The 20,431-nt window shown below is 70.6% G+C and carries 20 protein-coding genes and 1 pseudogene; 7 read left to right on the top strand and 14 right to left on the bottom strand.

Annotated elements, in window-relative coordinates; translation table 11 throughout:
* Nucleotide 1: 1 nt before the first annotated feature.
* Nucleotides 2–370, bottom strand: coding sequence for a GntR family transcriptional regulator (locus tag AB0I69_RS15935; protein WP_363096234.1), 369 nt, complete (start codon nucleotides 368–370; stop codon nucleotides 2–4).
* 71 nt (nucleotides 371–441) lie between these two features.
* Between AB0I69_RS15935 and AB0I69_RS15930 the strand changes: the two genes are divergently transcribed.
* Complete coding sequence (locus AB0I69_RS15930; RefSeq protein WP_363096233.1) at nucleotides 442–1,371, top strand: GNAT family N-acetyltransferase; 930 nt, start codon at nucleotides 442–444, stop codon at nucleotides 1,369–1,371.
* On the top strand, nucleotides 1,352–1,852 hold the full coding sequence (locus tag AB0I69_RS15925; RefSeq protein ID WP_363096232.1) for a DUF402 domain-containing protein: 501 nt from the start codon (nucleotides 1,352–1,354) through the stop codon (nucleotides 1,850–1,852). The genes AB0I69_RS15930 and AB0I69_RS15925 overlap by 20 nt, the downstream gene beginning before the upstream one ends.
* A gap of 12 nt (nucleotides 1,853–1,864) precedes the next feature.
* On the opposite strand, the gene AB0I69_RS15920 is transcribed toward AB0I69_RS15925, so the two are convergent.
* On the bottom strand, nucleotides 1,865–2,473 hold the full coding sequence (locus tag AB0I69_RS15920) for a class I SAM-dependent methyltransferase (RefSeq protein ID WP_363096231.1): 609 nt from the start codon (nucleotides 2,471–2,473) through the stop codon (nucleotides 1,865–1,867).
* Nucleotides 2,474–2,609: 136 nt separating this feature from the next.
* Here AB0I69_RS15920 and AB0I69_RS15915 point away from each other — a divergent pair, with 136 nt between their 5' ends.
* Nucleotides 2,610–2,744, top strand: coding sequence for a hypothetical protein (locus AB0I69_RS15915; protein ID WP_363096230.1), 135 nt, complete (start codon nucleotides 2,610–2,612; stop codon nucleotides 2,742–2,744).
* Nucleotides 2,745–2,750: 6 nt separating this feature from the next.
* On the opposite strand, the gene AB0I69_RS15910 is transcribed toward AB0I69_RS15915, so the two are convergent.
* Nucleotides 2,751–3,203 carry a GNAT family N-acetyltransferase gene (locus tag AB0I69_RS15910; protein ID WP_363096229.1) on the bottom strand — a complete coding sequence of 151 codons (453 nt, stop codon included), beginning with the start codon at nucleotides 3,201–3,203 and terminating at the stop codon, nucleotides 2,751–2,753.
* Between the two features lie 191 nt (nucleotides 3,204–3,394).
* Between AB0I69_RS15910 and AB0I69_RS15905 the strand changes: the two genes are divergently transcribed.
* Nucleotides 3,395–4,423 (top strand): lytic polysaccharide monooxygenase, encoded by a 1,029-nt coding sequence (locus AB0I69_RS15905; protein ID WP_363096228.1) that lies wholly within the window; start codon nucleotides 3,395–3,397, stop codon nucleotides 4,421–4,423.
* 67 nt (nucleotides 4,424–4,490) lie between these two features.
* Here AB0I69_RS15905 and AB0I69_RS15900 read toward each other — a convergent pair whose 3' ends face one another.
* Together AB0I69_RS15900 and AB0I69_RS15895 are read right to left on the bottom strand one after the other, a co-directional pair.
* Nucleotides 4,491–5,351, bottom strand: coding sequence for an alpha/beta fold hydrolase (locus tag AB0I69_RS15900; protein ID WP_363096227.1), 861 nt, complete (start codon nucleotides 5,349–5,351; stop codon nucleotides 4,491–4,493).
* 146 nt (nucleotides 5,352–5,497) lie between these two features.
* Nucleotides 5,498–5,941 carry a MarR family winged helix-turn-helix transcriptional regulator gene (locus AB0I69_RS15895; RefSeq protein WP_363096226.1) on the bottom strand — a complete coding sequence of 148 codons (444 nt, stop codon included), beginning with the start codon at nucleotides 5,939–5,941 and terminating at the stop codon, nucleotides 5,498–5,500.
* Nucleotides 5,942–6,036: 95 nt separating this feature from the next.
* Here AB0I69_RS15895 and AB0I69_RS15890 point away from each other — a divergent pair, with 95 nt between their 5' ends.
* A complete protein-coding gene (locus tag AB0I69_RS15890) occupies nucleotides 6,037–6,411 on the top strand; it encodes a cupin domain-containing protein (RefSeq protein ID WP_363096650.1) in 375 nt (124 codons plus the stop codon).
* Nucleotides 6,412–6,428: 17 nt separating this feature from the next.
* On the opposite strand, the gene AB0I69_RS15885 is transcribed toward AB0I69_RS15890, so the two are convergent.
* Nucleotides 6,429–7,397, bottom strand: coding sequence for a hypothetical protein (locus tag AB0I69_RS15885; RefSeq protein WP_363096225.1), 969 nt, complete (start codon nucleotides 7,395–7,397; stop codon nucleotides 6,429–6,431).
* Complete coding sequence (gene dnaE / locus AB0I69_RS15880; RefSeq protein ID WP_363096224.1) at nucleotides 7,394–10,810, bottom strand: DNA polymerase III subunit alpha; 3,417 nt, start codon at nucleotides 10,808–10,810, stop codon at nucleotides 7,394–7,396. The genes AB0I69_RS15885 and dnaE overlap by 4 nt, the downstream gene beginning before the upstream one ends.
* A 154-nt stretch (nucleotides 10,811–10,964) precedes the next feature.
* Here dnaE and AB0I69_RS15875 point away from each other — a divergent pair, with 154 nt between their 5' ends.
* Both AB0I69_RS15875 and AB0I69_RS15870 read left to right on the top strand, forming a co-directional pair.
* A complete protein-coding gene (locus AB0I69_RS15875) occupies nucleotides 10,965–12,047 on the top strand; it encodes a DUF3533 domain-containing protein (RefSeq protein ID WP_363096223.1) in 1,083 nt (360 codons plus the stop codon).
* On the top strand, nucleotides 12,044–13,243 hold the full coding sequence (locus AB0I69_RS15870) for an AAA family ATPase (RefSeq protein ID WP_363096222.1): 1,200 nt from the start codon (nucleotides 12,044–12,046) through the stop codon (nucleotides 13,241–13,243). Before AB0I69_RS15875 ends, AB0I69_RS15870 begins: the two co-directional genes overlap by 4 nt.
* 75 nt (nucleotides 13,244–13,318) lie before the next feature.
* Here AB0I69_RS15870 and AB0I69_RS15865 read toward each other — a convergent pair whose 3' ends face one another.
* The 7 genes and pseudogenes from AB0I69_RS15865 to AB0I69_RS15835 all read right to left on the bottom strand — a co-directional run bounded on the left by AB0I69_RS15865 (nucleotide 13,319) and on the right by AB0I69_RS15835 (nucleotide 20,431).
* The gene (locus AB0I69_RS15865; RefSeq protein ID WP_363096221.1) at nucleotides 13,319–14,401 is read right to left on the bottom strand and encodes a S1 family peptidase; all 1,083 of its coding nucleotides are present in this window, start codon (nucleotides 14,399–14,401) and stop codon (nucleotides 13,319–13,321) included.
* Between the two features lie 231 nt (nucleotides 14,402–14,632).
* Entirely contained in the window at nucleotides 14,633–15,550 is a 918-nt protein-coding gene (locus AB0I69_RS15860) for a slipin family protein (protein WP_363096649.1), read from the bottom strand.
* A gap of 159 nt (nucleotides 15,551–15,709) precedes the next feature.
* Nucleotides 15,710–16,609: a S1 family peptidase gene (locus AB0I69_RS15855; RefSeq protein WP_363096220.1), complete on the bottom strand. Its 900-nt coding sequence runs from the start codon at nucleotides 16,607–16,609 to the stop codon at nucleotides 15,710–15,712.
* 241 nt (nucleotides 16,610–16,850) lie between these two features.
* A pseudogene (locus tag AB0I69_RS15850) lies at nucleotides 16,851–17,183 on the bottom strand (DUF1684 domain-containing protein); the annotation flags it as partial.
* A gap of 78 nt (nucleotides 17,184–17,261) precedes the next feature.
* On the bottom strand, nucleotides 17,262–18,572 hold the full coding sequence (locus tag AB0I69_RS15845) for an NtaA/DmoA family FMN-dependent monooxygenase (protein WP_363096219.1): 1,311 nt from the start codon (nucleotides 18,570–18,572) through the stop codon (nucleotides 17,262–17,264).
* Nucleotides 18,569–19,645 carry an LLM class flavin-dependent oxidoreductase gene (locus AB0I69_RS15840; RefSeq protein WP_363096218.1) on the bottom strand — a complete coding sequence of 359 codons (1,077 nt, stop codon included), beginning with the start codon at nucleotides 19,643–19,645 and terminating at the stop codon, nucleotides 18,569–18,571. Before AB0I69_RS15840 ends, AB0I69_RS15845 begins: the two co-directional genes overlap by 4 nt.
* Nucleotides 19,646–19,669: 24 nt before the next feature.
* Entirely contained in the window at nucleotides 19,670–20,431 is a 762-nt protein-coding gene (locus AB0I69_RS15835; protein WP_363096217.1) for an amino acid ABC transporter ATP-binding protein, read from the bottom strand.

Below are 20,431 nucleotides of genomic sequence, written 5' to 3'. Positions count from 1 at the left end.
CCTACGCCTCGTAGGACGCCCGCAGCGCATCCCGTACGGCGGCCAGCGCGTCGGCTTCCGACAGCCCGAGCCGCCGGACCCGCTCGGCGTAGACCTGGGCGGCGGCTGCGGCCTCGCGCTCCGCCGCCGAGCCCGCAGCCGCGACGAACGTCCCGTTGCGTCCGCGCGTCTCGATCACCCCGTCCGCCTCCAGGGCCCGGTACGCCTTGGCGACCGTGTTCGCGGCGAGCCCGAGCGACTCGGCCAGCCCTCGTACGGTGGGCAGCTTGTAGCCGACCGGCAGCGCTCCGGACCGGGCCTGCTTCGAGATCTGGGCGCGGATCTGCTCGTACGGCGCCGCACTGTCGTCGATGTGGATCTTCAAAGTCACGGCCCGATTGTCCCGCACTCCCCGGAAAATGAGAGGCACTCCGGCGCGGCTCCGCCGTAGCGTGCGACTCCATGACCGTGATCGTGCGCGACCTCCTCCCCGATGTCCGAGCCGACCTGGACGGCTTCGTCCAGGTCCGCCGCGTCGCCCTCCCGTACATGCTGTTCACCTCGGAGTCCGTCGCCCACGACATCGCCCACGCCCACCCGGAGGCCGGGCTGCGCAGGCTGGTCGCGGAGGAGGACGGCGAGATCATCGGCACCGCCCAGGTGGGCATCGCCTACGAGAGCCCGGAGCCCGGCCAGGGCTTCGTCAACGTGTACGTGCACCCGGAGCGGACACACCGGGGCGCGGGCTCCCTCCTGGTCCGCACCGCCGAAGAGCATCTGGTGACCCAGGGCGCGACCAGGCTCTACGCCTGGGTCCTGGACGAGCCGGGCAACCGCGCCTTCGCCGAGGGCTTCGGCTACACGGCGAGCCGGTCCGCGCACTTCCTCCGCCTGGACCTGGCGCACGGCGACCTGCCTCCGCTCCAGGACCCGCCACCGGGCGTCGAGATCCGCCCGGGCTCGGACTTCGCCGCCGACCCACGCCCCCTGTTCGCCCTGGACGCGGAGGCGACGCTGGACGAACCCAGCGACGTCGACACCGAGTTCACGGACTACGAGGCCTGGCTGGACGAGACCTGGCAACACCCGTTGTTCAGCCCAGAGTTGACGTCCGTGGCCCTCGTCGACGGACGCCCGGCGGCCTTCAGCGCCGCCCGCACGGACGACGCCACTCGCTACGGCACCGTCATGACCGGCACCGCCCGCGCCCACCGCGGCCGGGGCCTCGCCAAGCTCGCCAAGAACGACTCCCTGCACCGCGCCCGCGCCACCGGATACACGGAGGCGTTCACGGGCAACGACACCGGAAACGAGCCGATGCTCGCGATCAACAAGTGGTTCGGCTACGAGATCTGCGCCACGGAGGTGCGCTATGTCCGCGAACTCGTCTGACCCCGCAGACACGTTGGACGTCGTCCTCGTCAAGGCGGGCCGCACGAAGATCCGTTACGCGGCGGAGCTGCTCTTCGACGACGGCACCCGACTCGCCGTCCGCGCCCCGTGGGCCGGTGACGGCGTCCGCGACTTCGGCTTCGTGCGCTTCGAGCGCGGCGACGTGTTCACCGAGTACTACTGGCGGGACCGCTGGTACGCGGTGAAGGAAGTCCGGGACAGCAGCGGGGAGTTGAAGGGCTGGTACTGCGACATCACCCGCCCCGCCACGCTCTCCGGCGCCGAACTCGTCGTGGAGGACCTCGATCTGGACCTGTGGATCTCCGCCGACGGCGCGGACGTACGACGGCTGGACGAGGACGAGTTCGAGGAGAGCGGGCTGGCCGCGTCGGACCCCGCAGCCGCGGCGGCGGCCGTGGCTGCGCTCGACGAGCTGGAGAGGCTGGCCCGTGAGGGCGGGTTCGACGCGCTGCTGGCGTGACGGCGGGCGGGGCTACGGCACCGCCACCACCGCGTACCGCTCGTCGTCCACGGTCTTCCCCCACAGCACCGAGTCGTCCGACAGCCGCTCCACGCGCACGTGCCCGGCGACGGACACCAGGGGCGCCAGGAGCCCGGTGAGCCGGTCGGCGGGTATGCCGACCGGGCTGACCGTCCCCCAGCGCCCCTCGATCAGCACGAGCCGCCCGCCGGGGCGCAGCAGCCCGCGCCAGTGCCGCAGGACCCGGGCGGGGTCGGGCAGCGCCCACAGCACATGCCGCACGAGGACGACGTCGAAGCGCTGCTCGCCCACCGGCGGTGCCGTCGCGTCGCCGATGAGGAACGCCGCGTCACGGCCGGCCAGCTTCGCGCGGGCGAGGTCCACCATCGCCGGGGACAGGTCGACGCCGGTGACGTGGTGTCCCTGCTCGGCCGCGAGGAGCGACAGGCTGCCGGTGCCGCAGCCGAGGTCGAGGATGTCGGCGGCACCGGCGGGCAGCCAGGCGCGCAGCCGGTCCGCCCAGGCCCGGCGCACCTCGGGGTCGCGCAGGCCGTGATCAGGTTCTTCGTCGAAGGCGCGGGCCTCCGCGTCCCAGTCGATGTTCGCCACAGGTTCACTCATGCGCCCAGCGTGACACCCACCACTGACAGTCCGATCGTGACAGCCGCCACAGACAGACCGGCGCCGATGAGTCACCCTCCCGGGAACGGTCCACCTCGTGAGAACACGAACCCCGGGTGGACACAAGGAGGCAGCCATGCGCCGCGTAACCGTGCAGAAGCCCCTGAAGAAGACGGACACCCGCCGTGTGCGCGAGGAGCCCGACGAGCGCCCCACGGAGCGCCCGGAGATCCGCAAGGACATCGCCCGCACCTGGTGGCCGGACGGCTGACCCCGGTCACTCCAGCCGCTTCCGGTAGTGGATGCGGTCGTACGGCCCGTCCGTGCGCCGCTCCACGACCTCGTACCCGAACTTCGGGTAGATCTCCTGGTTCTCCCACATCAGCGCGTTCGTGTAGAGCCTGACCTCGGTCAACCCCAGCTCACGCGCGCGTGCGTCCACGAAGTGCAGGAGCAGCCGCCCGACGCCCCTGCCGTGCGCCTCGGGGTGGACGGCGATGCTGTCCAGGAACAGGTGATCGTCGTGCTCCTCGATCACCACAAGACCGATCACGGGGTCCCCCGTCACGAACACCCGCCCGGCCGCCACATTCGCCATGTGGTCCGCCTCCATGGGCTGCGGCACCACACCGATGCGCTCGATGTAGTGGTGATACGCCATGTCGGTCACGGCCTTAACCGTCGGCACATCCGCGACGACTGCGACGCGAACCCCTTCCGATCCACTCATCCGCAACACCTCTCCGGACTCAGGGGACTGTCCCTCCCTGAGCCCTCAGTTAGCCCTGCCTTAACACGACCATAAGGATCTCCCTCTCCCGTCTCCAGCAGGCGATTTCGCGGTTTCCAGGGGCTAGCTTCTGATCACCCCACGGGATCCGTCCCCCGCGCCGAGCACCGTCCGAGGAGTTGGAGTTCCCCATGCCCGCACGCCGCAATGCCGCCGCTGTCGCCGTCCTCGGGATGACCCCCCTCGTACTGACCGCGCTCGCCGCGGCGCCCGCGGCGGCGCACGGTTCGATGGGCGACCCGGTCAGCCGGGTCTCGCAGTGCTACGCGGAGAACCCGGAGAGCCCCAAGTCGGCGGCGTGCAAGGCGGTGGTCGCGGCCGGTGGCACGCAGGCGCTCTACGACTGGAACGGCATCCGGATCGGCGACGCGAACGGGCAGCACCAGACGCTGATCCCGGACGGCAAGCTGTGCAGCGCGAACAACGAGGAGTTCAAGGGCCTCGACCTGGCCCGCACCGACTGGCCGGCGACGAGCGTGAGCAGCGGCTCGTACACCTTCAAGTACCGCGTGACCGCGCCGCACAAGGGCACCTTCAAGGTGTACATCACCAAGTCCGGCTACGATCCCTCGCAGCCGCTCGCCTGGGCGGACCTGGACCTGGAGCACCCGGTGGCGACGTCCACCGACCCGGTCGCCTCGGGCGGCTTCTACACGTTCTCCGGCACTCTTCCGCAGCGCTCCGGAAAGCAGCTGCTGTACGCGATCTGGCAGCGCTCGGACAGCCCGGAGGCGTTCTACTCCTGCTCGGACGTCAGCTTCGGCGGAAGCGGTACGGGCGCCAACGGCGGTGGCACGGCGGGCAGTTCGAAGTCGACACCCGCTCCGGCCGCCCCGACCACTCCCGCGCCTTCCGCCTCCGCTCCCTCCGACGAGCAGATCGCCGCCGGCGCCGACAAGTCGACCGTCGAGCACCACGGCCACGGGGACGCGGACGCGAGTACCTCGGCGGAGCCGGTCGCGGCCACGAACCAGGCCGCCTCCGAAGCCAACGAGCCGCAGGCGGCGGGGAGTTCACAGCGCCTCGCCGAGACCGGCGCCAACAACAGCTCGCCGTATCTCGTCGTGGGTGGCGCGGCCTCCCTGGCGCTCGGCGCCGCAGCCCTGTTCGCCTCGGTCCGTCGCCGCGCGACCAACGGCGGCGGACGGCACGGCCGTTAGCCGGCTGTGCAGGGGGCGGGGCCTGTCCGGCGGCTCAGGTCGGACAGGCCCCGCGGTGTGCGCACGGTCAGCTGAGTGCCGACAGGCAGTTGGTAGTGGTGGCGTGTGCCGGGTCGAGGGCGTTGGCGACCTCGTGGAAGGCGATCCGGTCGGTGAGCCCGAGCAGGGCGTGCTCGGAGAGATCGGCTGAACACAGGTTCTGGATCAACACGTTGTGCACGTCGGACCCGCTCAGGAACTGGCTGCTGTACGGCGTGACCACCTCGTCGTACTGGGTGGCGATGACCGTGTAGTGGACGCCGGGGACGGTGTCGCCGCCCGCGTTCAGCTTGGTGAGGAAGGCCGAGCCGGCGATCTGGTCGGCGAGGGCGGGGGCTGCCGACGAGATCACGTCCTCGGCGCCCGGGAAGTACGGCAGGAGTTTGGTGAGGCCGTCCAGGGTGGTGCCGTGGTTGTCGGGCGCGATGCCGACGAAGGTGTTCACCTTGGCGGCTCCGCCGAGGAACTTCAGGTAATAGCGGGGCATCATGCCGCCCTGCGAGTGGCCGACCAGGTCGACCTTGGCAGCGCCGGTCGCGGCGAGCACCTTGTCGACGTAGACCTGGAGTTGGGCCGCCGACTCGTCGATGGGGCCGAGGCCGTACACGAGGGGGACGCCGGGGAGTTGGCCGTAGTCGAGGGAGAAGACGCAGTAGCCGCGGGCCTCCAGGTACGGCGCGAGGGTCAGCCAGTTGTCGGTGCCGTTGGCGAAGGTGCCGTGCACGAGGACGACGGGGTCGGGGTGGGCGGTGGAGGGCTGACAGCTGTAGTCGTTCCAACCGGTGCTGGACGCGGTCGACGCCTGGGCGGTGGCGGCGGGTAGGGCGACGACCGCGGCGGTCAGGAGCAGTGCGGTCAGGGGTCTGAGCACTCGTTTCCAGGGCAGCATCGTGTGATCTCCTTGCGGCTCAAGGGAGTTGCGACGGCCTTACGCCCTGTGATCCGGATCACAAGAATGCTGTTCACTCGTCAAGTTACGAGCGAGTAGGTGAAGTGTGAAGTTACGCGTCAGTAAAAACTTCCAGTGATAACCAGTCACCAGGTGGGCCTGATGGGACCGTAGGGCGCAATACGCCGCAAACGATCACACAACACGCGCACTTCACTCTCGCCCAGCAGTTCGACCCAGGGCTGCACGGCTTCCAGAGCCGCCTCCTCCGCCGCCCGCGTGCAGGCCCAGCCCAACTCGGTGAGCACGACCAGCCGGGCGCGCGCGTCGCCGGGGTGCGGGTGCCGTTCGACGTAGCCCTTGCGCACGAGTTCGTCGACGAGCTGACTCGCGGCCTGCTTGGTGACGCCGAGATGGGCGGCGAGGTCGGTGGCCGTCGCCCCGTCCGGGGCGAGCCGCGCGAAGGCGAAGCCGAACGCCGGGCGCGCCTCGAATCCGCGGGCCACGACCCCGTCGTTGATGCGCTTCGTCAGGTCACCCGCAGCGGTGAGCAGGGCGGCGGTCAGGGCGATGGCCTCGGAGTTCTCCACGACGGCATTGAAACACCCTTGACGGATTGGTCAAGCTGCTTGACCATGTGGGAGATATGGTCAAGCAGCTTGACTATCCACTTCTGGAGGCAGTCGTGCCCGTCGTCCACCCGTCCGACGCCGTCGTCCACGAGATCCACGGCGCCCGCTTCGTCTCGTACGCCCATCCCGGCACCGGCAGCAAGGAACTGTGCGCATGGCGGGGCGAGATACCCGCCGGCACCAAAGCTCCCCTGCACACCGTCAACCACGAGGAGATCCTGCACATCCTCGAAGGCGAGCTGGTCATCACGCTCGACGACCGCACCGAGCGGGTCACCGCGGGCGACACGTTGATCATCAACCCCGGGTCGACCTTCGGCGCCGAGAACCCCACCGACCGGACCGTCGCCACCTGGGTCACCACGTCCATCGGCCTGACGGCCGAGCTGGCCGACGGCACGCGCATCGTCGCACCATGGGCCAACTGACGTACGCATAAGGCGCGTTACGCCGCCAACGCCCCCGGCATCACCGCACGCGGCCCGAACTTCGCCCGCGCACGGTCCGCGACCTCCTCGACACGGCGGACCTTCTCGTCCACCGGGTCGAAGGTGAGCTGGTAGGAGGCCTGTTCGGCGGGGCCGAGGGCTTCGGCGCGCAGGGTGAGCGAGCGCACCCGGGCGCGTTGCAGACCGAGCGCCTCGTACATGTCGTACGCCACCCTGGTCAGCGCCGCGGAGTGCGCGGTCGGTTCCTTGAGGGTGCGGCTGCGGGTGGTGGCGGAGCTGTCGGCGTAGCGCACGGTGAGGGTCAGGCCGCCGCAGACCTTGTCCAGGGCACGCAGCCGGGTACCCAGGTCCTCGGCGGCCGAGAGGAGGGCACGGCGGTGCCGGTCGGGGTCCAACTCGTCGCGGGTGAAGGGGCGTTCGGTCGCGAGGGAGCGTGAGACGGCGTTGGGGACGACCCGGCCGCGGTCGACGCCGTTCGCCTTCTCGTGCAGTTCGCGGCCGGCCTTGGCGCCGATCAGCCGCTGCAGTGTGGACAGGGGCGCGGCGGCGACCCGGCCGAGGGTGTCGAGGCCGTACTCGCACAGGGTGCGGGCGGTCGCGGTGCCGACGCCGGGGAGCGCGGAGACGGGCTTGCCCTCGATGAACTCCCGTACGGCGTCCGCGGATACCGCACAGGTCACCCCGGGCCGGGCATCGCGCAGCGCCATGCGGGCCAGCATCGGGCCGGGCCCGGCGCCGATCATGCAGTCGACGCCGTACAGGGCGAGCGCCCGCACCCGGATCACCGCCGCCAACTCGACGGTGCTGCGCCCGAAGTACCGCTCGGCGCCCCGCAGATCGACCAGCGCGCCGTCCGGCGGCAACGCCTCGATGACGGGGGTGAACTCCTCCAGCAGGCCCAGGAGTTGAGGCAGGGCAGCCTCGCCCATGGGCGGCAGCTGGAAACGTACGCAGAGGATGGTCATCCCGCACTCCCCGGACTCTGGTGCCACAACTTCCGTACTTTCGCGGGCTCTTCGCCCGCCGGACGCAGGTCGGCCCACGGATGCATCTCGTATCCGGTGGGCAGTTGGATCCGTCTCCCCCCGGACCCGTCACCGGCGCCTTCCGGTACGGGTTCCGCGAGTCGGGCCGCCACCACGTCGAGCCCGCCCTCGCCCCGCAGTTCGACCAGTTCGGCAAGATCCCAGGCCGCCGCGCCCACCACGCTCAGACTGCGCGGCCCGCGCCGCTGCACCACCCCGCGCACCAGCAGCAGCCAGGAGTGGAAGACGGTGTGCGCGCAGGCGTCGTGGGAGTCGTCGAAGAAGGCGAGGTCGACCAGGCCGGTGCCGTCGTCGAGCGTGGTGAAGATGACCCGCTTGCCGGACCGGATCGGCGGGGTCTGGGTGGCCGCCTTGGCACCCGCGACCAGCACCGTCTCCCCGTGCCGGGTGTCCCGCAGCCGACGCGCCGACACCACGCCCAACTCGTCGAGGAACGCGCGGTGGTCGTCCATCAGATTGCGCGAGGTGTCCATGGACAGCACGCCCAGCTCGGCACTGAGCCGCTCCGCCGAGGACAGGTCGGGCAGCCCGGCCGGAGCCGTCTCCCGCCCGCCGGACAAGGGGAGTTGACCGCCACCCGCGCCCCGGGCGCCCCGGTGGAGCTCGGTCAAGTGCAGTTGCAGGTCACGCCGGTTGGCGCCGAAGGCGTCCAACGCCCCCACCTGGGCCAGCCGTTGGGCCAGCGGACGGCTCGGCCGCCCCCGCTCCCAGAGGTCCAGCAACGAGGCGTACGGCTGCCCGTCCGCGATCCGCGCCGCCTCGGCCTCGCTGATGCCGTGCACGTCGGAGAGGGCGAGCCGCAAGCCCCAGCGTTGGAAAGAACCAGGCGATTCAGACACCAGTTCGATACGGTGAGCGACCGCAGACCGGTTCACGTCCAACGGCAGGATCGGCACCCCCCGCCGCCGCGCGTCCGCCAGCAGCAACCGCTTCGGATACATCCCCGGGTCGTGCGTGAGCAGCCCCGCATAGAAGGCCGCCGGGTGATGCGCTTTCAACCATGCCGACTGGTACGTCGGCACCGCGAACGCGACCGCGTGCGCCTTGCAGAAGCCGTACGAACCGAAGGCCTCGACGATCTCCCAGGTCCGCTGAATCGTTTCTGCGGTGTATCCCCTCGCCGCCGCGTGCTGCGCGAACCAGAACCTGATCCGCCCCTGCGACTCCGGGTCGGACAGCCCGCGCCGCACCCGGTCCGCCTCGTCGCGCCCGCAGCCGGTCATGATGTCGACGATGTCGATGATCTGCTCGTGGAAGACGACGACTCCGTACGTGCTCCGCAGCGGCTCCTCCAGGTCCGGGTGCGGGTATCTGACGGGCGCCCGCCCGTGCCGCGCCTCGATGAACGGCCGCACCATGTCGGCGGCGACCGGACCGGGCCGGAAGAGGGAGATGTCGACGACGAGGTCGTCGAAGGTGGCCGGCTGCAGCCGCCCGACCAGGTCCCGCTGACCCGGCGACTCGATCTGGAAGCAGCCCAACGTCTCGGTGGAACGGATGAGTTGGTACGTCGCCGGGTCGCCCGGCGGTACCGCGTCCAGGTCGATCCGCTCCCCCGTCGCCCGCTCCACCTCGGCGACCGCGTGCGCCATCGCGGACTGCATCCGCACGCCCAGCACATCGAGTTTGAGCAGTCCGAGGTCCTCGACGTCCTCCTTGTCGAACTGCGACATGGGGAAGCCCTCGCCGCTCGTCGGCACGACCGGCGTACGGGCGAGGAGGGTGGCGTCGGAGAGCAGGACACCGCAGGGGTGCATGGCGACTCCGCGAGGGAGGGCGTCCAGGGCCTCGACCAGTTCCCAGAGCCTGCCGTACTTCTCCATCTCCCCTGCGAGCAGCTTGAGTTCGGGCAGTTCGGCGAGGGCCGCGCGGGCGTCTCTCGCGCGGATGTGCGGGAAGGACTTGGCGATACGGTCGATGTCGGCGGGGTCCATGGACAGGGCCGCGCCGACGTCACGGATCGCGTGCCGCACCCGGTACGTCTCCGGCATCGAGACCGTCGCGACCCGCTCGGTGCCGAAGCGGGCGATGATCGCGCGGTAGACCTCCAGGCGGCGCGCGGACTCCACGTCGATGTCGATGTCGGGCAGGACGGAACGGCGCTTGGACAGGAACCGCTCCATCAGCAGCCCGTGTTCGACGGGGTCGGCGTGCGCGATGCCGAGGAGGTGGTTGACGAGCGAGCCCGCGCCGGAGCCTCGTGCGGCGACCCTGACGCCCATCTTCCGTACGTCGTCGACGACTTGAGCGACCGTCAGGAAGTAGGAGGCGACGTTGTGGTGGGCGATGATGTCCAGCTCGCGGTGCATCCGCTCCCAGTACACGCGTTTCCCGGAGTGGCCGCGCAGCACCATCCCCGCCGCCGCCCGTGAGGCGAGCGCGCGTTGGGCGGTACGGCGGCCCGCGCCGACGAGGTGTGGTTCGGGGAAGTGGACGGTGCCGATGCCGAGGTCGTCCTCGGGGTCGACGAGGCACTCGGCCGCTGTCGCCTGCGTCTGTTCCAGCAGGCGGTGGGCGGTGCCGCGGCGGTAGCCGGCGGCCTCGACGATCCGTTCGGCGGCGTCGAGCATGGTGCCCGCGTCCTTGAGCCAGGCCTCGCCCGAGTCCAGCCCCTTGGTGGGGTCGACGGGGACGAGCCGGCGCGCGGCGTCCAGGACGTCGGCGACCGGGCCCATGCCGGGGTCGGCGTACCGTACGGCGTTGCTGAGCACGGGCCGGACGCGTTGCTCTGCGGCGAAGCCGACGGTGCGGGCGGCCAGCCGCAGGGAGCCGGGGCCGGTGCCCTTGCGGTGGTGCCAGACGGCTTCGAGGCGCAGGGCGTCGCCGTAGATCTCGCGCCAGGGGGCGAGGAGTTTGGCGGCGCGGTCGGGGCGGCCCGCGGCGAGGGCGCGGCCGACGTCGGAGGCGGGGCCGAGCAGGACGGTCAGGCCGTCGCCGTGGTTGGCGGGCCAGGGCAGGAGAGGGGTGCCTTCGGCGGTGTGGGCGGCGGTGACGAGTCGGCAGAGGTCGGCCCAGCCCGCCGCGCCGTCCCGGGCCAGGAAGGTCACCCGGGGTGTCGACTCGTCGATGAAGGCACCGCCGCGCACCGGGACCCGGCGCCGCTCCCCCCGTACCGGCTCGCCGACCGCCAGTTCCGTGCCGAACAGGGGACGGATGCCCGCCTTGGCGCAGGCCTTGGCGAAGCGGACGGTGCCCGCGAGGGTGTCCCGGTCGGTGAGGGCGAGGGCGTCCATACCCCGCTCCGAGGCGCGCTCGGCGAGCCGCTCGGGGTGCGAGGCGCCGTAGCGCAGGGAGTACCCGGAGACGGTGTGCAGATGCGTGAAACCCGGCACACGCACCTCCCGCACTCGTGAGCCCCGAGGGGCTATCGAACATCTGTTCCCAATGACCTCACCCCCACCATACCCTCATTCTCGAACGTGTGTGCGACATCCGTTCGGACCCTTCCCACCTGCGCAAACACCCGGTCGCCGAGACCGTGGGGACATGACAGAGACCCCCGATGCCGGTACGTCCCGTACGTCCTTCTTCGGTGAGGTGAAGGACGCCGTCACCCCGCGGGCCACCCTGCTCGTCATCGGTGTGGTCGCCCTCCAGCTGCTCTTCATCGCCTCCTATGTGGGTGCACTCCACAACCCGAAGCCCAGGGATGTGCCTTTCGGGATCGTCGCCCCTCAGGTCGCGGCCGAGCAGACGGTGACCCGGCTGAAGCAGCTGCCCGGCTCACCGCTGGACCCGCGCGCGGTGTCCGACCTGGCGACCGCGCGGAAGCAGATCCTCAACCGGGACATCGACGGCGCTCTCGTCATCGACCCGCGCGGCACCACGGACACGCTCCTGGTCGCCACCGGCGGCGGCACCGTCCTCGCCACCACCCTGGAGACCATCACCGCCACCCTGGAGAAGACCGAGCAGCGCGCGGTCCGGACGGTGGACGTGGCGCCGGCCTCCGCCCAGGACTTCGACGGGCTGTCGTCCTTCTACCTGGTCGTCGGCTGGTGTGTCGGCGGCTATCTGTGTGCCTCGATCCTGGCGATCAGCACCGGCGCCCGGCCCGCCAACCCGCGCCGCGCGGTGATCCGGCTGGTCACCATGGCGCTGGTCGCGATCGTCGGCGGCCTCGGCGGCGCGGTGATCGTCGGGCCGATCCTGGGTGCGCTGCCGGGCAGTGTGATGGCGTTCTGGGGGCTCGGCGCGCTGATCACGTTCGCCGTGGGGGCGGCGACCCTCGGGCTGCAGGGGGTCTTCGGGGTCGTGGGCATCGGTCTTGCGATCCTGCTGGTGGTGATCGCGGGCAACCCGAGCGCGGGCGGCGCCTTCCCGCTGCCGCTGCTGCCGCCGTTCTGGAACGCGATCGGGCCCGCGCTGCCACCGGGCGCCGGGACCTGGGTGGCGCGCTCGATCGCCTACTTCAAGGGCAACGCCGTGACCGGCCCGTTGCTGGTCCTGTCGGCGTGGGCGCTCGCCGGGATCGTGGTCACCCTGCTGGCGGCGACACTGCGCCGGAAGCACGAGGACCTCCTGGACCGACCGGGATTGTCAGACCCGTCTGCAACCCTGGACACATGATCAGCACCCTCGCCGTCGAGAACTACCGCTCCCTGCGCCGCCTGATCGTCCCGCTGACGCGACTGAACGTGATCACGGGGGCGAACGGCACGGGCAAGTCGAGCCTCTACCGCTCGCTGCGCCTGCTCGCCGAGTCCGCGCGCGGCGGCGCCGTCGCCGCGCTCGCGCAGGAGGGCGGGCTGCCGTCGGTGCTGTGGGCGGGCCCGGAGAAGATCAGCCGCGCGGTGCGCGAGGGCCTCCATCCCGTGCAGGGCACGGTCCGCTCGGGCCCGGTCAGCCTGCAACTGGGCTTCGCCGGCGACGAGTTCGGGTACGCGATCGACTTCGGGCACCCCAGCCCGTCCCTGGGGTCGGACAGCGGGCCGTCGATGTTCAACCTCGACCCGGAGATCAAGCGCGAGTGCATCTGGAGCGGCCCCGTCCTGCGCCCGGCCTCGATGCTCTCCGACCGCGCGGGAGCCGCCGTCAAACTGCGCGGCGCGGGCGGCGGTTGGTCCCGGGCACACGGCACCCTGCGCCCGTACGACAGCATGCTCGGCGAACTGGCCGACCCGCAGCACGCACCCGACGTGCTGGCGGTGCGGGAGTTCATCAGGTCCTGGCGGTTCTACGACCATGTCCGCACCGACGCGCACGCGCCGGCCCGGGCTGCCCAGATCGGCACCCGGACGCCTGTGCTCAGCGGCGACGGTTCCGATCTGGCCGCCGCCCTGCAGACGATCCGTGAGGTGGGTGACGCCGAGGCGCTGGACACGGCCGTGGACGCGGCCTTCCCCGGCAGCCAGGTCCACATCGCCGACCTGGGCGGACGTTTCCAGCTCGCCCTGCGCCAGCACGGGTTGCTGCGCGCACTCACCGCCGCCGAGCTGTCGGACGGCACCCTGCGCTATCTCCTGTGGGCGGCGGCGCTGTTGACGCCCCGGCCGCCGTCGCTGCTGGTGCTGAACGAGCCGGAGACGAGCCTCCACCCGGACCTGATCCCGCCGCTCGCCGATCTGATCCTCACCGCCACCAAGGACACCCAGATCGTCGTGGTCACCCACGCCAGGCCGCTCGCGGACGCTCTTCGGAAGGGCGCGATACGGCATCGCCTCGACGTCAACTCCATAGAGCTGGTGAAGGAGTTCGGGCAGACGACGGTGGCGGGTCGCGAGGGCCCGCTCGACGAACCGCTGTGGTACTGGCCCACGCGCTGAGCCCGGCGCTTCATCCGTACGCGAAGGGCCCGCCCCCTCGCGCGCGGGGGCGGGCCCTCACAGTTGTGCCGCTCCTCAGCCGATCTGCGCGCCGAACGTCGACAGCGCCTCGGTGACCGGCTGGAAGAAGGTCTCGCCGCCCGAGGTGCAGTCGCCGCTGCCGCCGGAGGTGAGGCCGATCGCCGCGTTGCCGTCGAACAGCGAGCCGCCGCTGTCACCGGGCTCGGCGCAGACGTCGGTCTGGATGAGGCCGTTGACAATGTCGCCGTTGCCGTAGTTCACGGTGGCGTCCAGGCCGGTGACCGTGCCGGTGTGCACCTGGGTCGTCGAGCCGCTGCGGGTCACCTTCTCGCCGACGGTGGCGTCGGCGGCGTGGGTGATGGCCTGCGAGGAGCCGTTGTAGAGGTCGACCGCGCTCGGGTGGGCGACGTCCGAGGTGTACTTGACCAGGCCGAAGTCGTTGTCCGGGAAGTCGGACTGCTCGTTCGTGCCGATCTCGTTGCCGCTGGAGTCGGACCAGGTGGAGATGGCCTCGGTGCAGTGCCCGGCGGTGATGAAGTACGGCGCGCCGCCCTTGACCACGTTGAAGCCGAGCGAACAGCGCCCGCCCGAGCCGGAGATGGCGTCGCCACCTGCGATGAAGGGCTTGAACTCCCCCTTGGTGCGCTGGAGTTCGGCCTTGCTGCCGAGTCCGTCGACGACCTTGCCGAGCTTGGCCCACTCGGCGTCGGAGACCGTGCGGTCCGCGGTGACGACGACCTTGTTGGTGGTGGGGTCGGTCGCCCACGAGGTGCCGGGGATGGTGGCGTCCTGCTTGAGGGTCGTACGGGCGCTCGTCAGCTCGGCGAGGGAGTTCTCGACGATTCTCGCCTTGGCGCCGGCCGCCTCGACGGTGTCGGCGGCGGTCCGGTCGAGCACGTTGACCACAAGGCTCTTGGTCTTCGCGTCGTAGAACGTGCCGGCCGCGTTGGTGCCGAGGCTCTTGCCGAGCGTCGAGGCGAGCTTTCCGGCCGCCAGGGCCGAGAGGGTCTGGGGTGCGGCCGCCTGCGTGGTCTCGCTGGCGTTCGCACTCTGCAAGGTGACTCCCGCGACGACCAGTGCGGCTATGCCCGCGCCTGCCACGGCCACCCGTCGCCTGGGTATGCGTCGGTGCTTCAACTCGTGTCCTCCTGTGGGGGGTCGGCCCGCCAGGTTATGGGGACCCGACCGGCCGAAAGGTAGGTTGACGAGCGCCTACTCTTCCGAATCGCACAGGGAGCGCACAAGGTCGACTTCAGGTCGTGCGCGGAACGCGGTTGCACGCCCCCTTCGACTTGACTGTCCACGGTCACCCCAGGCCATTCGCACTGCAAACACTGCGCGCGAGTGACGCTCATCAGCCGGTGAGGTCTAGTCCTGTCCTGAAATCGACCCTTCGGAGTCCGGATCCGACTGAGGCTCGGCGGGCGGAAGTTGCTCCTGCACCGGTTGCGGCGCCACGGGGGCCGCAGGGGCAACCGGCGCCACGGGTGCCGCGGGCGCTGTCGGCGCGGCAGGAGCGGCCGGTGCCGGTGCCGCCCGCTCCAGGAAGCGCAGCAGCTCGACCGGGAAGGGCAGCACCAGCGTCGAGTTCTTCTCGGCCGCGACCGCCACCACCGTTTGCAGCAGCCGGAGTTGGAGCGCGGCGGGCTGTTCGGACATCACCCCGGCGGCCTCGGCGAGTTTCTTCGAGGCCTGCAACTCGGCGTCCGCGTTGATGATCCGGGCCCGCCGCTCACGGTCGGCCTCGGCCTGCCGGGCCATCGACCGCTTCATGGTCTCGGGCAACGACACGTCCTTGATCTCGACCCGGTCGATCTGCACACCCCAGCCGACGGACGGGCTGTCGATCATCAACTCCAGGCCCTGGTTGAGCTTTTCGCGGTTGGAGAGCAGATCGTCGAGATCGCTCTTGCCGATGATCGACCGCAGCGACGTCTGCGCCATCTGTGAAACGGCGAACCGGTAGTCCTCGACCTGCACCAACGCGTCCGCCGCGTCGACGACCTTGAAATAGACGACCGCGTCCACCCGCACCGTCACGTTGTCGCGCGTGATGCCCTCCTGCGCGGGCACCGGCATCGTCACGATCTGCATGTTGACCTTGCGGAGCTTGTCCACGAACGGGACGACCATCGTGAAGCCGGCCCCGCGCACTTCGGGCCGCAGCCTGCCGAGCCGGAACACCACACCCCGTTCGTACTGTTTGACGACCCGCGCAGCCGCCATCGCGTACACCACTCCGACGGACGCGAGTGTCACTCCCGCCGTCACCAGCTCCTCGACCATCACGGCCCCCCAGGGTCCGACGTGGCGCATCAGGTGCCTTCTCCGATACCACGACGGTAACTCCAGGCGACGCACAAGAGCGAGCCCCCGCACGCCAGTTGCGTACGGGGACTCACCGCTACCGGCTGCAGTCCGGAGCGGAGGAGACTCAGGCGGACGTCAGCCGACGCTCACGCCGTAGTAGCTCAGCGCCTCGGTGACCGGCTGGAAGAAGGTCGTGCCGCCGGAGGTGCAGTCGCCGCTGCCGCCCGAGGTCAGACCGTAGGCCACGGTGCCGGCGTACAGAGGACCGCCGCTGTCGCCGCCTTCGGCGCAGACGGTGGTCTGGATCATCTGGTACACGATGTCGCCACTGCCGTAGTTGACGGTGGTGTTCAGAGCGGTGACCCGGCCGCTGTGCGTGCCGGTGGTGGAGCCGCGCCGGTAGACGGTGGTGCCCACGCTCGGCGTGGCCGCGCTGGAGATGGTCTGGCTGCCGACCGCGCTCGGGTGGGCGATCGACGTGTTGGTGTACTTGACCAGCGCGAAGTCATTGGTCGGGAAGCTGTAGCCCACGTTCGTGCCCAGCGTCGTGGTGTGCCCCGAGTTGGAGTACCAGGTCGAGGCGACCTGACCGCAGTGGCCGGCGGTCAAGAAGTAGGAGCCCGCACTGTTCTTCACGTTGAAGCCGAGCGAGCAGCGGTACGCGCCGCCGTAGATGGCGTCGCCACCGGTGATCAGCTTCTTGAACTGGCCGGCCGTGTGCTTGATGGTGATCGCGTCGGCGGTGCTGCCCGCCTGCGACTTGATCTTCGCGATCTCGGCCTGGGACACCGTGCTGTCGACGGTGACGACGACACGGTTCGTCTTGCTGTCGACCGCCCAGGCGGTGCCCGGGACATCGGCCTTGAGCACGGACGAGTTGGCCGCGGAGAGCTGGGTCGCACTGAACGTGTGTGCATCGCTGGCGCTCGCGGTGGGGACGGCGAACGCTGCAGCGGCGACGAATCCGGTGGCCACGGCGATCAGCCTGGTCCGTCTCGCGATTCCGCTGCGCGGGGTGGTGCGCTTGATCCTCACGTTTCGTTCCCTCCCAGGGGAATTCGGGGGCCCGCGTGGGGTCGGGGCCCGTGAGGCGCAGTCAGGATCGGGCGTCCGGTTTCCGAACACGCCGTGCCCCTGACAAGCGCTGTGGGGGAGTATTCGGCCGCCCGACCGATGGGCGCAAGGGCGCCTTTCGGCCGTACGGCGTTCAACTGGCCCACGAGCTACGCGAGTTGATCTCCCGAACGCAGTGGCCCGAAACCCGGCCCGCCGCAGGTCAACGTCCTACCTGTCGAAGGACGCGCTCCCCCGCCTCGATCGCGAGGCCCAGCGTATTCCCCGGCGGCGGGAAAGGGCAGATGAAATGGTCGGCGAACGCGCACGGCGGGAGCACCGCGCGGTTGAAGTCGACCGTCGTGCGCCCCTCGGCATCGGGCGCGGCCGGGTACAGGAACCGGAACCGGTAACTGCTGTCCCCACTCGTGGAGTCGGCGAACACCGCCCACAACTTCCCGTCGGCCTGCACCGTCACCTGCAATGTCACCTCCAACCCGTCGAGCCGGAAGGCGAGTTCACCCGCGAGCCCGAGCCCGCGTTCGACACCGTCCGCCGTATCCACGCCGAGGCGGATCGCACCGGTGAGGGGTTCCCCGTCCACGGTCAGGGCAAGGGGGCTGTCGTCATGTGTTCAACCCTTCCATACCGGGCCGGCGAGCCCGAGATGTGAGCGCAGGGTGGCGCCCCGGTATTCCGTGCGGAACGCGCCGCGTTCCTGGAGCAGCGGCACCACCCGGTCCACGAACTCGTCGAGCCCGCCCGGGGTGAGGTGCGGTACGAGGATGAAGCCGTCGGCGGCGTCCTGCCGTACGAAGGTCTCCAGTTCGGCGGCGACCGCCTCCGGGGTGCCGATGAAGGACTGCCGGCCGCTCGCCTCGATCACGGTCTGCCGGATGGACAGCCCCTTCTCCCGGGACAGCGCCCGCCACTTCTCGGCCGTCGCGACGGTGTCGCCGCGCCGGGTGCGCCCCTGGGTGAGCGACGCGTCCGGCACCGGGTCGAAGTCGGGGAACGGGCCGTCGGGGTCGTAGGAGGAGAGGTCCGCGCCCCAGATCTGTTCCAGGGCGAGGATCGCGTTCTGCGGGGAGACCTGCTGCCGCCGGATCTCGGCGGCCTTCTCCTGTGCCTCGGCCGCCGTGTCGCCGAGGACGACGCTGACGCCGGGCATGATCTTGAGGTCGTCCGCGCTACGGCCGTACTTGGCGAGGCGTCCCTTCACGTCGGCGTAGAAGGCGCGGCCGTCCTCCAGCGTGCCGTGCCGCGTGAAGATGACGTCGGCCGCCTGCGCCGCGAACTCCCGTCCCTCCCCCGAGTCCCCGGCCTGGATGACGACCGGGTGCCCCTGCGGTGAGCGCGGCACGGTGAACTCGCCCGCGATGTCGAAGTGTTGGCCCCGGTGGGCGAAGGGGCGGGACAGTCCGTCCGGAGTCCAGGAGTCCCACAACTCCCTTGCTACGGCAACGAATTCGGCCGCCCGTGTGTAGCGGTCCGCTCGGTCCAGGTATCCCCCGCGCCGGAAGTTCTCGCCGGTGAAGGCGTCGGAGGAGGTCACCACGTTCCAGGCCGCCCGGCCGCCGCTGAGGTGGTCCAACGTGGCGAGTCTGCGGGCGAGTTCGTACGGTTCGTTGAAGGTGGCGTTGACCGTGGCGGCCAGCCCGATCCGCTCGGTGACGGCAGCGAGCGCGTTGAGGACGGTGAGGGACTCGGGTCGTCCGACGACGTCCAAGTCGTGGATACGGCCCTTGTGTTCGCGCAGCCGCAGCCCCTCGGCGAGGAAGAAGAAGTCGAAGAGGCCGCGTTCGGCGGTGCGGGCGAGGTGCTCGAAGGAGGAGAAGCCGATCTGGGACTTCGAGCGCGGATCGGCCCACACGGTGGTGCTGTTGACGCCGGGGAAGTGCGCCGCCAGATGGATCTGCTTGCGGGAAGGCCTCCGTACGGTCATGACGCTCCCCCGGTCACGGCGTACTGGTTGGCGGGCCGGGCCAGGCCCAGGTGCTCCCGGAGCGTGCTGCCCGGGTAGAACGTGCGGAACAGGCCCCGGTGTTGGAGCAGCGCCACCGTGCCGTTGACCAGTCGCTCCAGGTCGCGGCGGGGCTCGACGGGCGTGAGGTGGAAACCGTCCACGGTACGGTCGCCGTGCCAGGTGGCGATCAGCTCCGCGAGGTCGACGGGGCCGCCCCGGTACAGCGGGCCGTGCGCGGTCTGCCGGGGGCCGCCCCCGCCGTGGCCCGGCTCGGCCGCGTGCTCGCCGTCACCGAGGTCGACGACAAGGCTCACCAGGACCCGCAGGGCGTCGGGATCACGGCCGAACTTCTCGGCGGACGCGCGCAGTTCGGCCCGTACGGCACCGGCCTGCGCGGAACTCGCCGCGCGGACGAGCGCCACATCGGCGTACCGGGCGGCCGTCCGCCGGGCCTGGCCCTCGGTGGCGTCGACCACGCGGACCGGGTGGCCCTGCGGCGGTCTGGGCACGATCGAGGGGCCCTTGACGGAGAACTCGGAGCCGGTGAAGTCGACGTGGTGCAGCTTGTCGCGGTCGACGAAGCGGTCGGTGGCCGTGTCCCGGATCTCGGCGTCGTCCTCCCAGCTGTCCCACAACTGGGCGGCCACTTCGGCGACTTCACCTGCTTCCTCCCACAGCGCGTCGGCGGGTGCGGCGTGGCGGCGGCCGAAGAGGCGGGCCTCGCCCTCGGTGGTCGACACGTCGAGCCGCCAGCCGGCCCGGCCCCGGCTGACCCAGTCGAGGGTCGCGACCGCGGCCTGCACATGGAAGGGCTCGGTGTGTGTGGTGGTGACGGTGGGCACCAGGCCGATCCGGCCGGTCGCCGGGGCGATGCGGGACAGGACGGCGAGGGCGTCGGGTCCGGGGCGCGCGAAGGTGTCGTCGAGCGTCACGAAGTCGAGGCCGCCGCTCTCCGCGAGCCGCGCCAACTCGACGTAGGAGTCGGCGTCGTAGGCCGACCGCTGGTCGACGGCGGCGGCCAGATGCAGGCCCCGGCCGTGCGAGGAGGTCATGTGGGGAGTCCCTTTCTGCACACGTCACAGCACCTTGGACAGGAAGGTCCGGGTGCGTTCGTGCCGGGGTCGGTCGAGTACGTCGGTGGGGGCGCCCTGCTCGACGATCCGCCCGTCGTCCATGAAGACGACGGTGTCGGCGACCTCGCGGGCGAAGCCGATCTCGTGGGTGACGACGATCATCGTGGTGCCCTGGTGGGCCAAGTCCTTGATGACGTCGAGGACTTCACCGACCAGCTCGGGGTCGAGCGCGGAGGTCGGTTCGTCGAAGAGCAGCAGTTTCGGCTCCAGGGCGAGCGCGCGGGCGATGGCGACCCGCTGCTGCTGACCGCCGGAGAGCTGCTTCGGGTAGGCGTCGGCCTTGTCGGCGAGCCCCACCCGGTCGAGGAGTCGGCGCGCGCGCTCAACTGCCTCTCGGCGAGGGCGTTTCAGCGCGGAGACGGGTGCCTCGATGATGTTGTCCAGCACGGTGAGGTGCGGGAAGAGGTTGAAGTTCTGGAACACGAACCCGATCCGGGTGCGCTGCTTCAGCACCTCGCGCTCGCGCAGTTCGTACAGCTTGTCGCCGGAACGCCGGTAGCCGACGAGTGTGCCGTCGACGCTGATCAGACCCTGGTCGACCTTCTCCAGGTGGTTGATGGTGCGCAGCAGCGTCGACTTGCCGGACCCGGACGGGCCCAGGATCACGGTGACTTCGCCCGCGCGCACCGCGAGGTCGATGCCCTTGAGCACTTCGAGCGACCCGAAACTCTTGTGGACGGACCTGATGTCGACCATGACGGTCAT

Source organism: Streptomyces sp. NPDC050508, assembly GCF_040655155.1.
GTDB lineage: Bacteria > Actinomycetota > Actinomycetes > Streptomycetales > Streptomycetaceae > Streptomyces.
Note: the sequence above shows the minus strand (reverse complement) of the source record. Positions and strands in the feature narration are given on the sequence as shown.

Excerpts from the sequence above, each read along its gene's own strand:
- AB0I69_RS15870 (WP_363096222.1), top strand. The coding sequence starts at position 12,044 with ATGATCAGCACCCTCGCCGTCGAGAACTACCGCTCCCTGCGCCGCCTG.
- AB0I69_RS15845 (WP_363096219.1), bottom strand. The coding sequence starts at position 18,572 with ATGACCGTACGGAGGCCTTCCCGCAAGCAGATCCATCTGGCGGCGCAC.
- AB0I69_RS15875 (WP_363096223.1), top strand. The coding sequence starts at position 10,965 with ATGACAGAGACCCCCGATGCCGGTACGTCCCGTACGTCCTTCTTCGGT.
- AB0I69_RS15925 (WP_363096232.1), top strand. The coding sequence starts at position 1,352 with ATGTCCGCGAACTCGTCTGACCCCGCAGACACGTTGGACGTCGTCCTC.
- AB0I69_RS15840 (WP_363096218.1), bottom strand. The coding sequence starts at position 19,645 with ATGACCTCCTCGCACGGCCGGGGCCTGCATCTGGCCGCCGCCGTCGAC.
- AB0I69_RS15860 (WP_363096649.1), bottom strand. The coding sequence starts at position 15,550 with ATGGTCGAGGAGCTGGTGACGGCGGGAGTGACACTCGCGTCCGTCGGA.
- AB0I69_RS15885 (WP_363096225.1), bottom strand. The coding sequence starts at position 7,397 with ATGACCATCCTCTGCGTACGTTTCCAGCTGCCGCCCATGGGCGAGGCT.
- AB0I69_RS15930 (WP_363096233.1), top strand. The coding sequence starts at position 442 with ATGACCGTGATCGTGCGCGACCTCCTCCCCGATGTCCGAGCCGACCTG.
- AB0I69_RS15900 (WP_363096227.1), bottom strand. The coding sequence starts at position 5,351 with ATGCTGCCCTGGAAACGAGTGCTCAGACCCCTGACCGCACTGCTCCTG.
- AB0I69_RS15915 (WP_363096230.1), top strand. The coding sequence starts at position 2,610 with ATGCGCCGCGTAACCGTGCAGAAGCCCCTGAAGAAGACGGACACCCGC.
- AB0I69_RS15835 (WP_363096217.1), bottom strand. The coding sequence starts at position 20,431 with ATGACCGTCATGGTCGACATCAGGTCCGTCCACAAGAGTTTCGGGTCG.
- AB0I69_RS15905 (WP_363096228.1), top strand. The coding sequence starts at position 3,395 with ATGCCCGCACGCCGCAATGCCGCCGCTGTCGCCGTCCTCGGGATGACC.
- AB0I69_RS15910 (WP_363096229.1), bottom strand. The coding sequence starts at position 3,203 with ATGAGTGGATCGGAAGGGGTTCGCGTCGCAGTCGTCGCGGATGTGCCG.
- AB0I69_RS15920 (WP_363096231.1), bottom strand. The coding sequence starts at position 2,473 with ATGAGTGAACCTGTGGCGAACATCGACTGGGACGCGGAGGCCCGCGCC.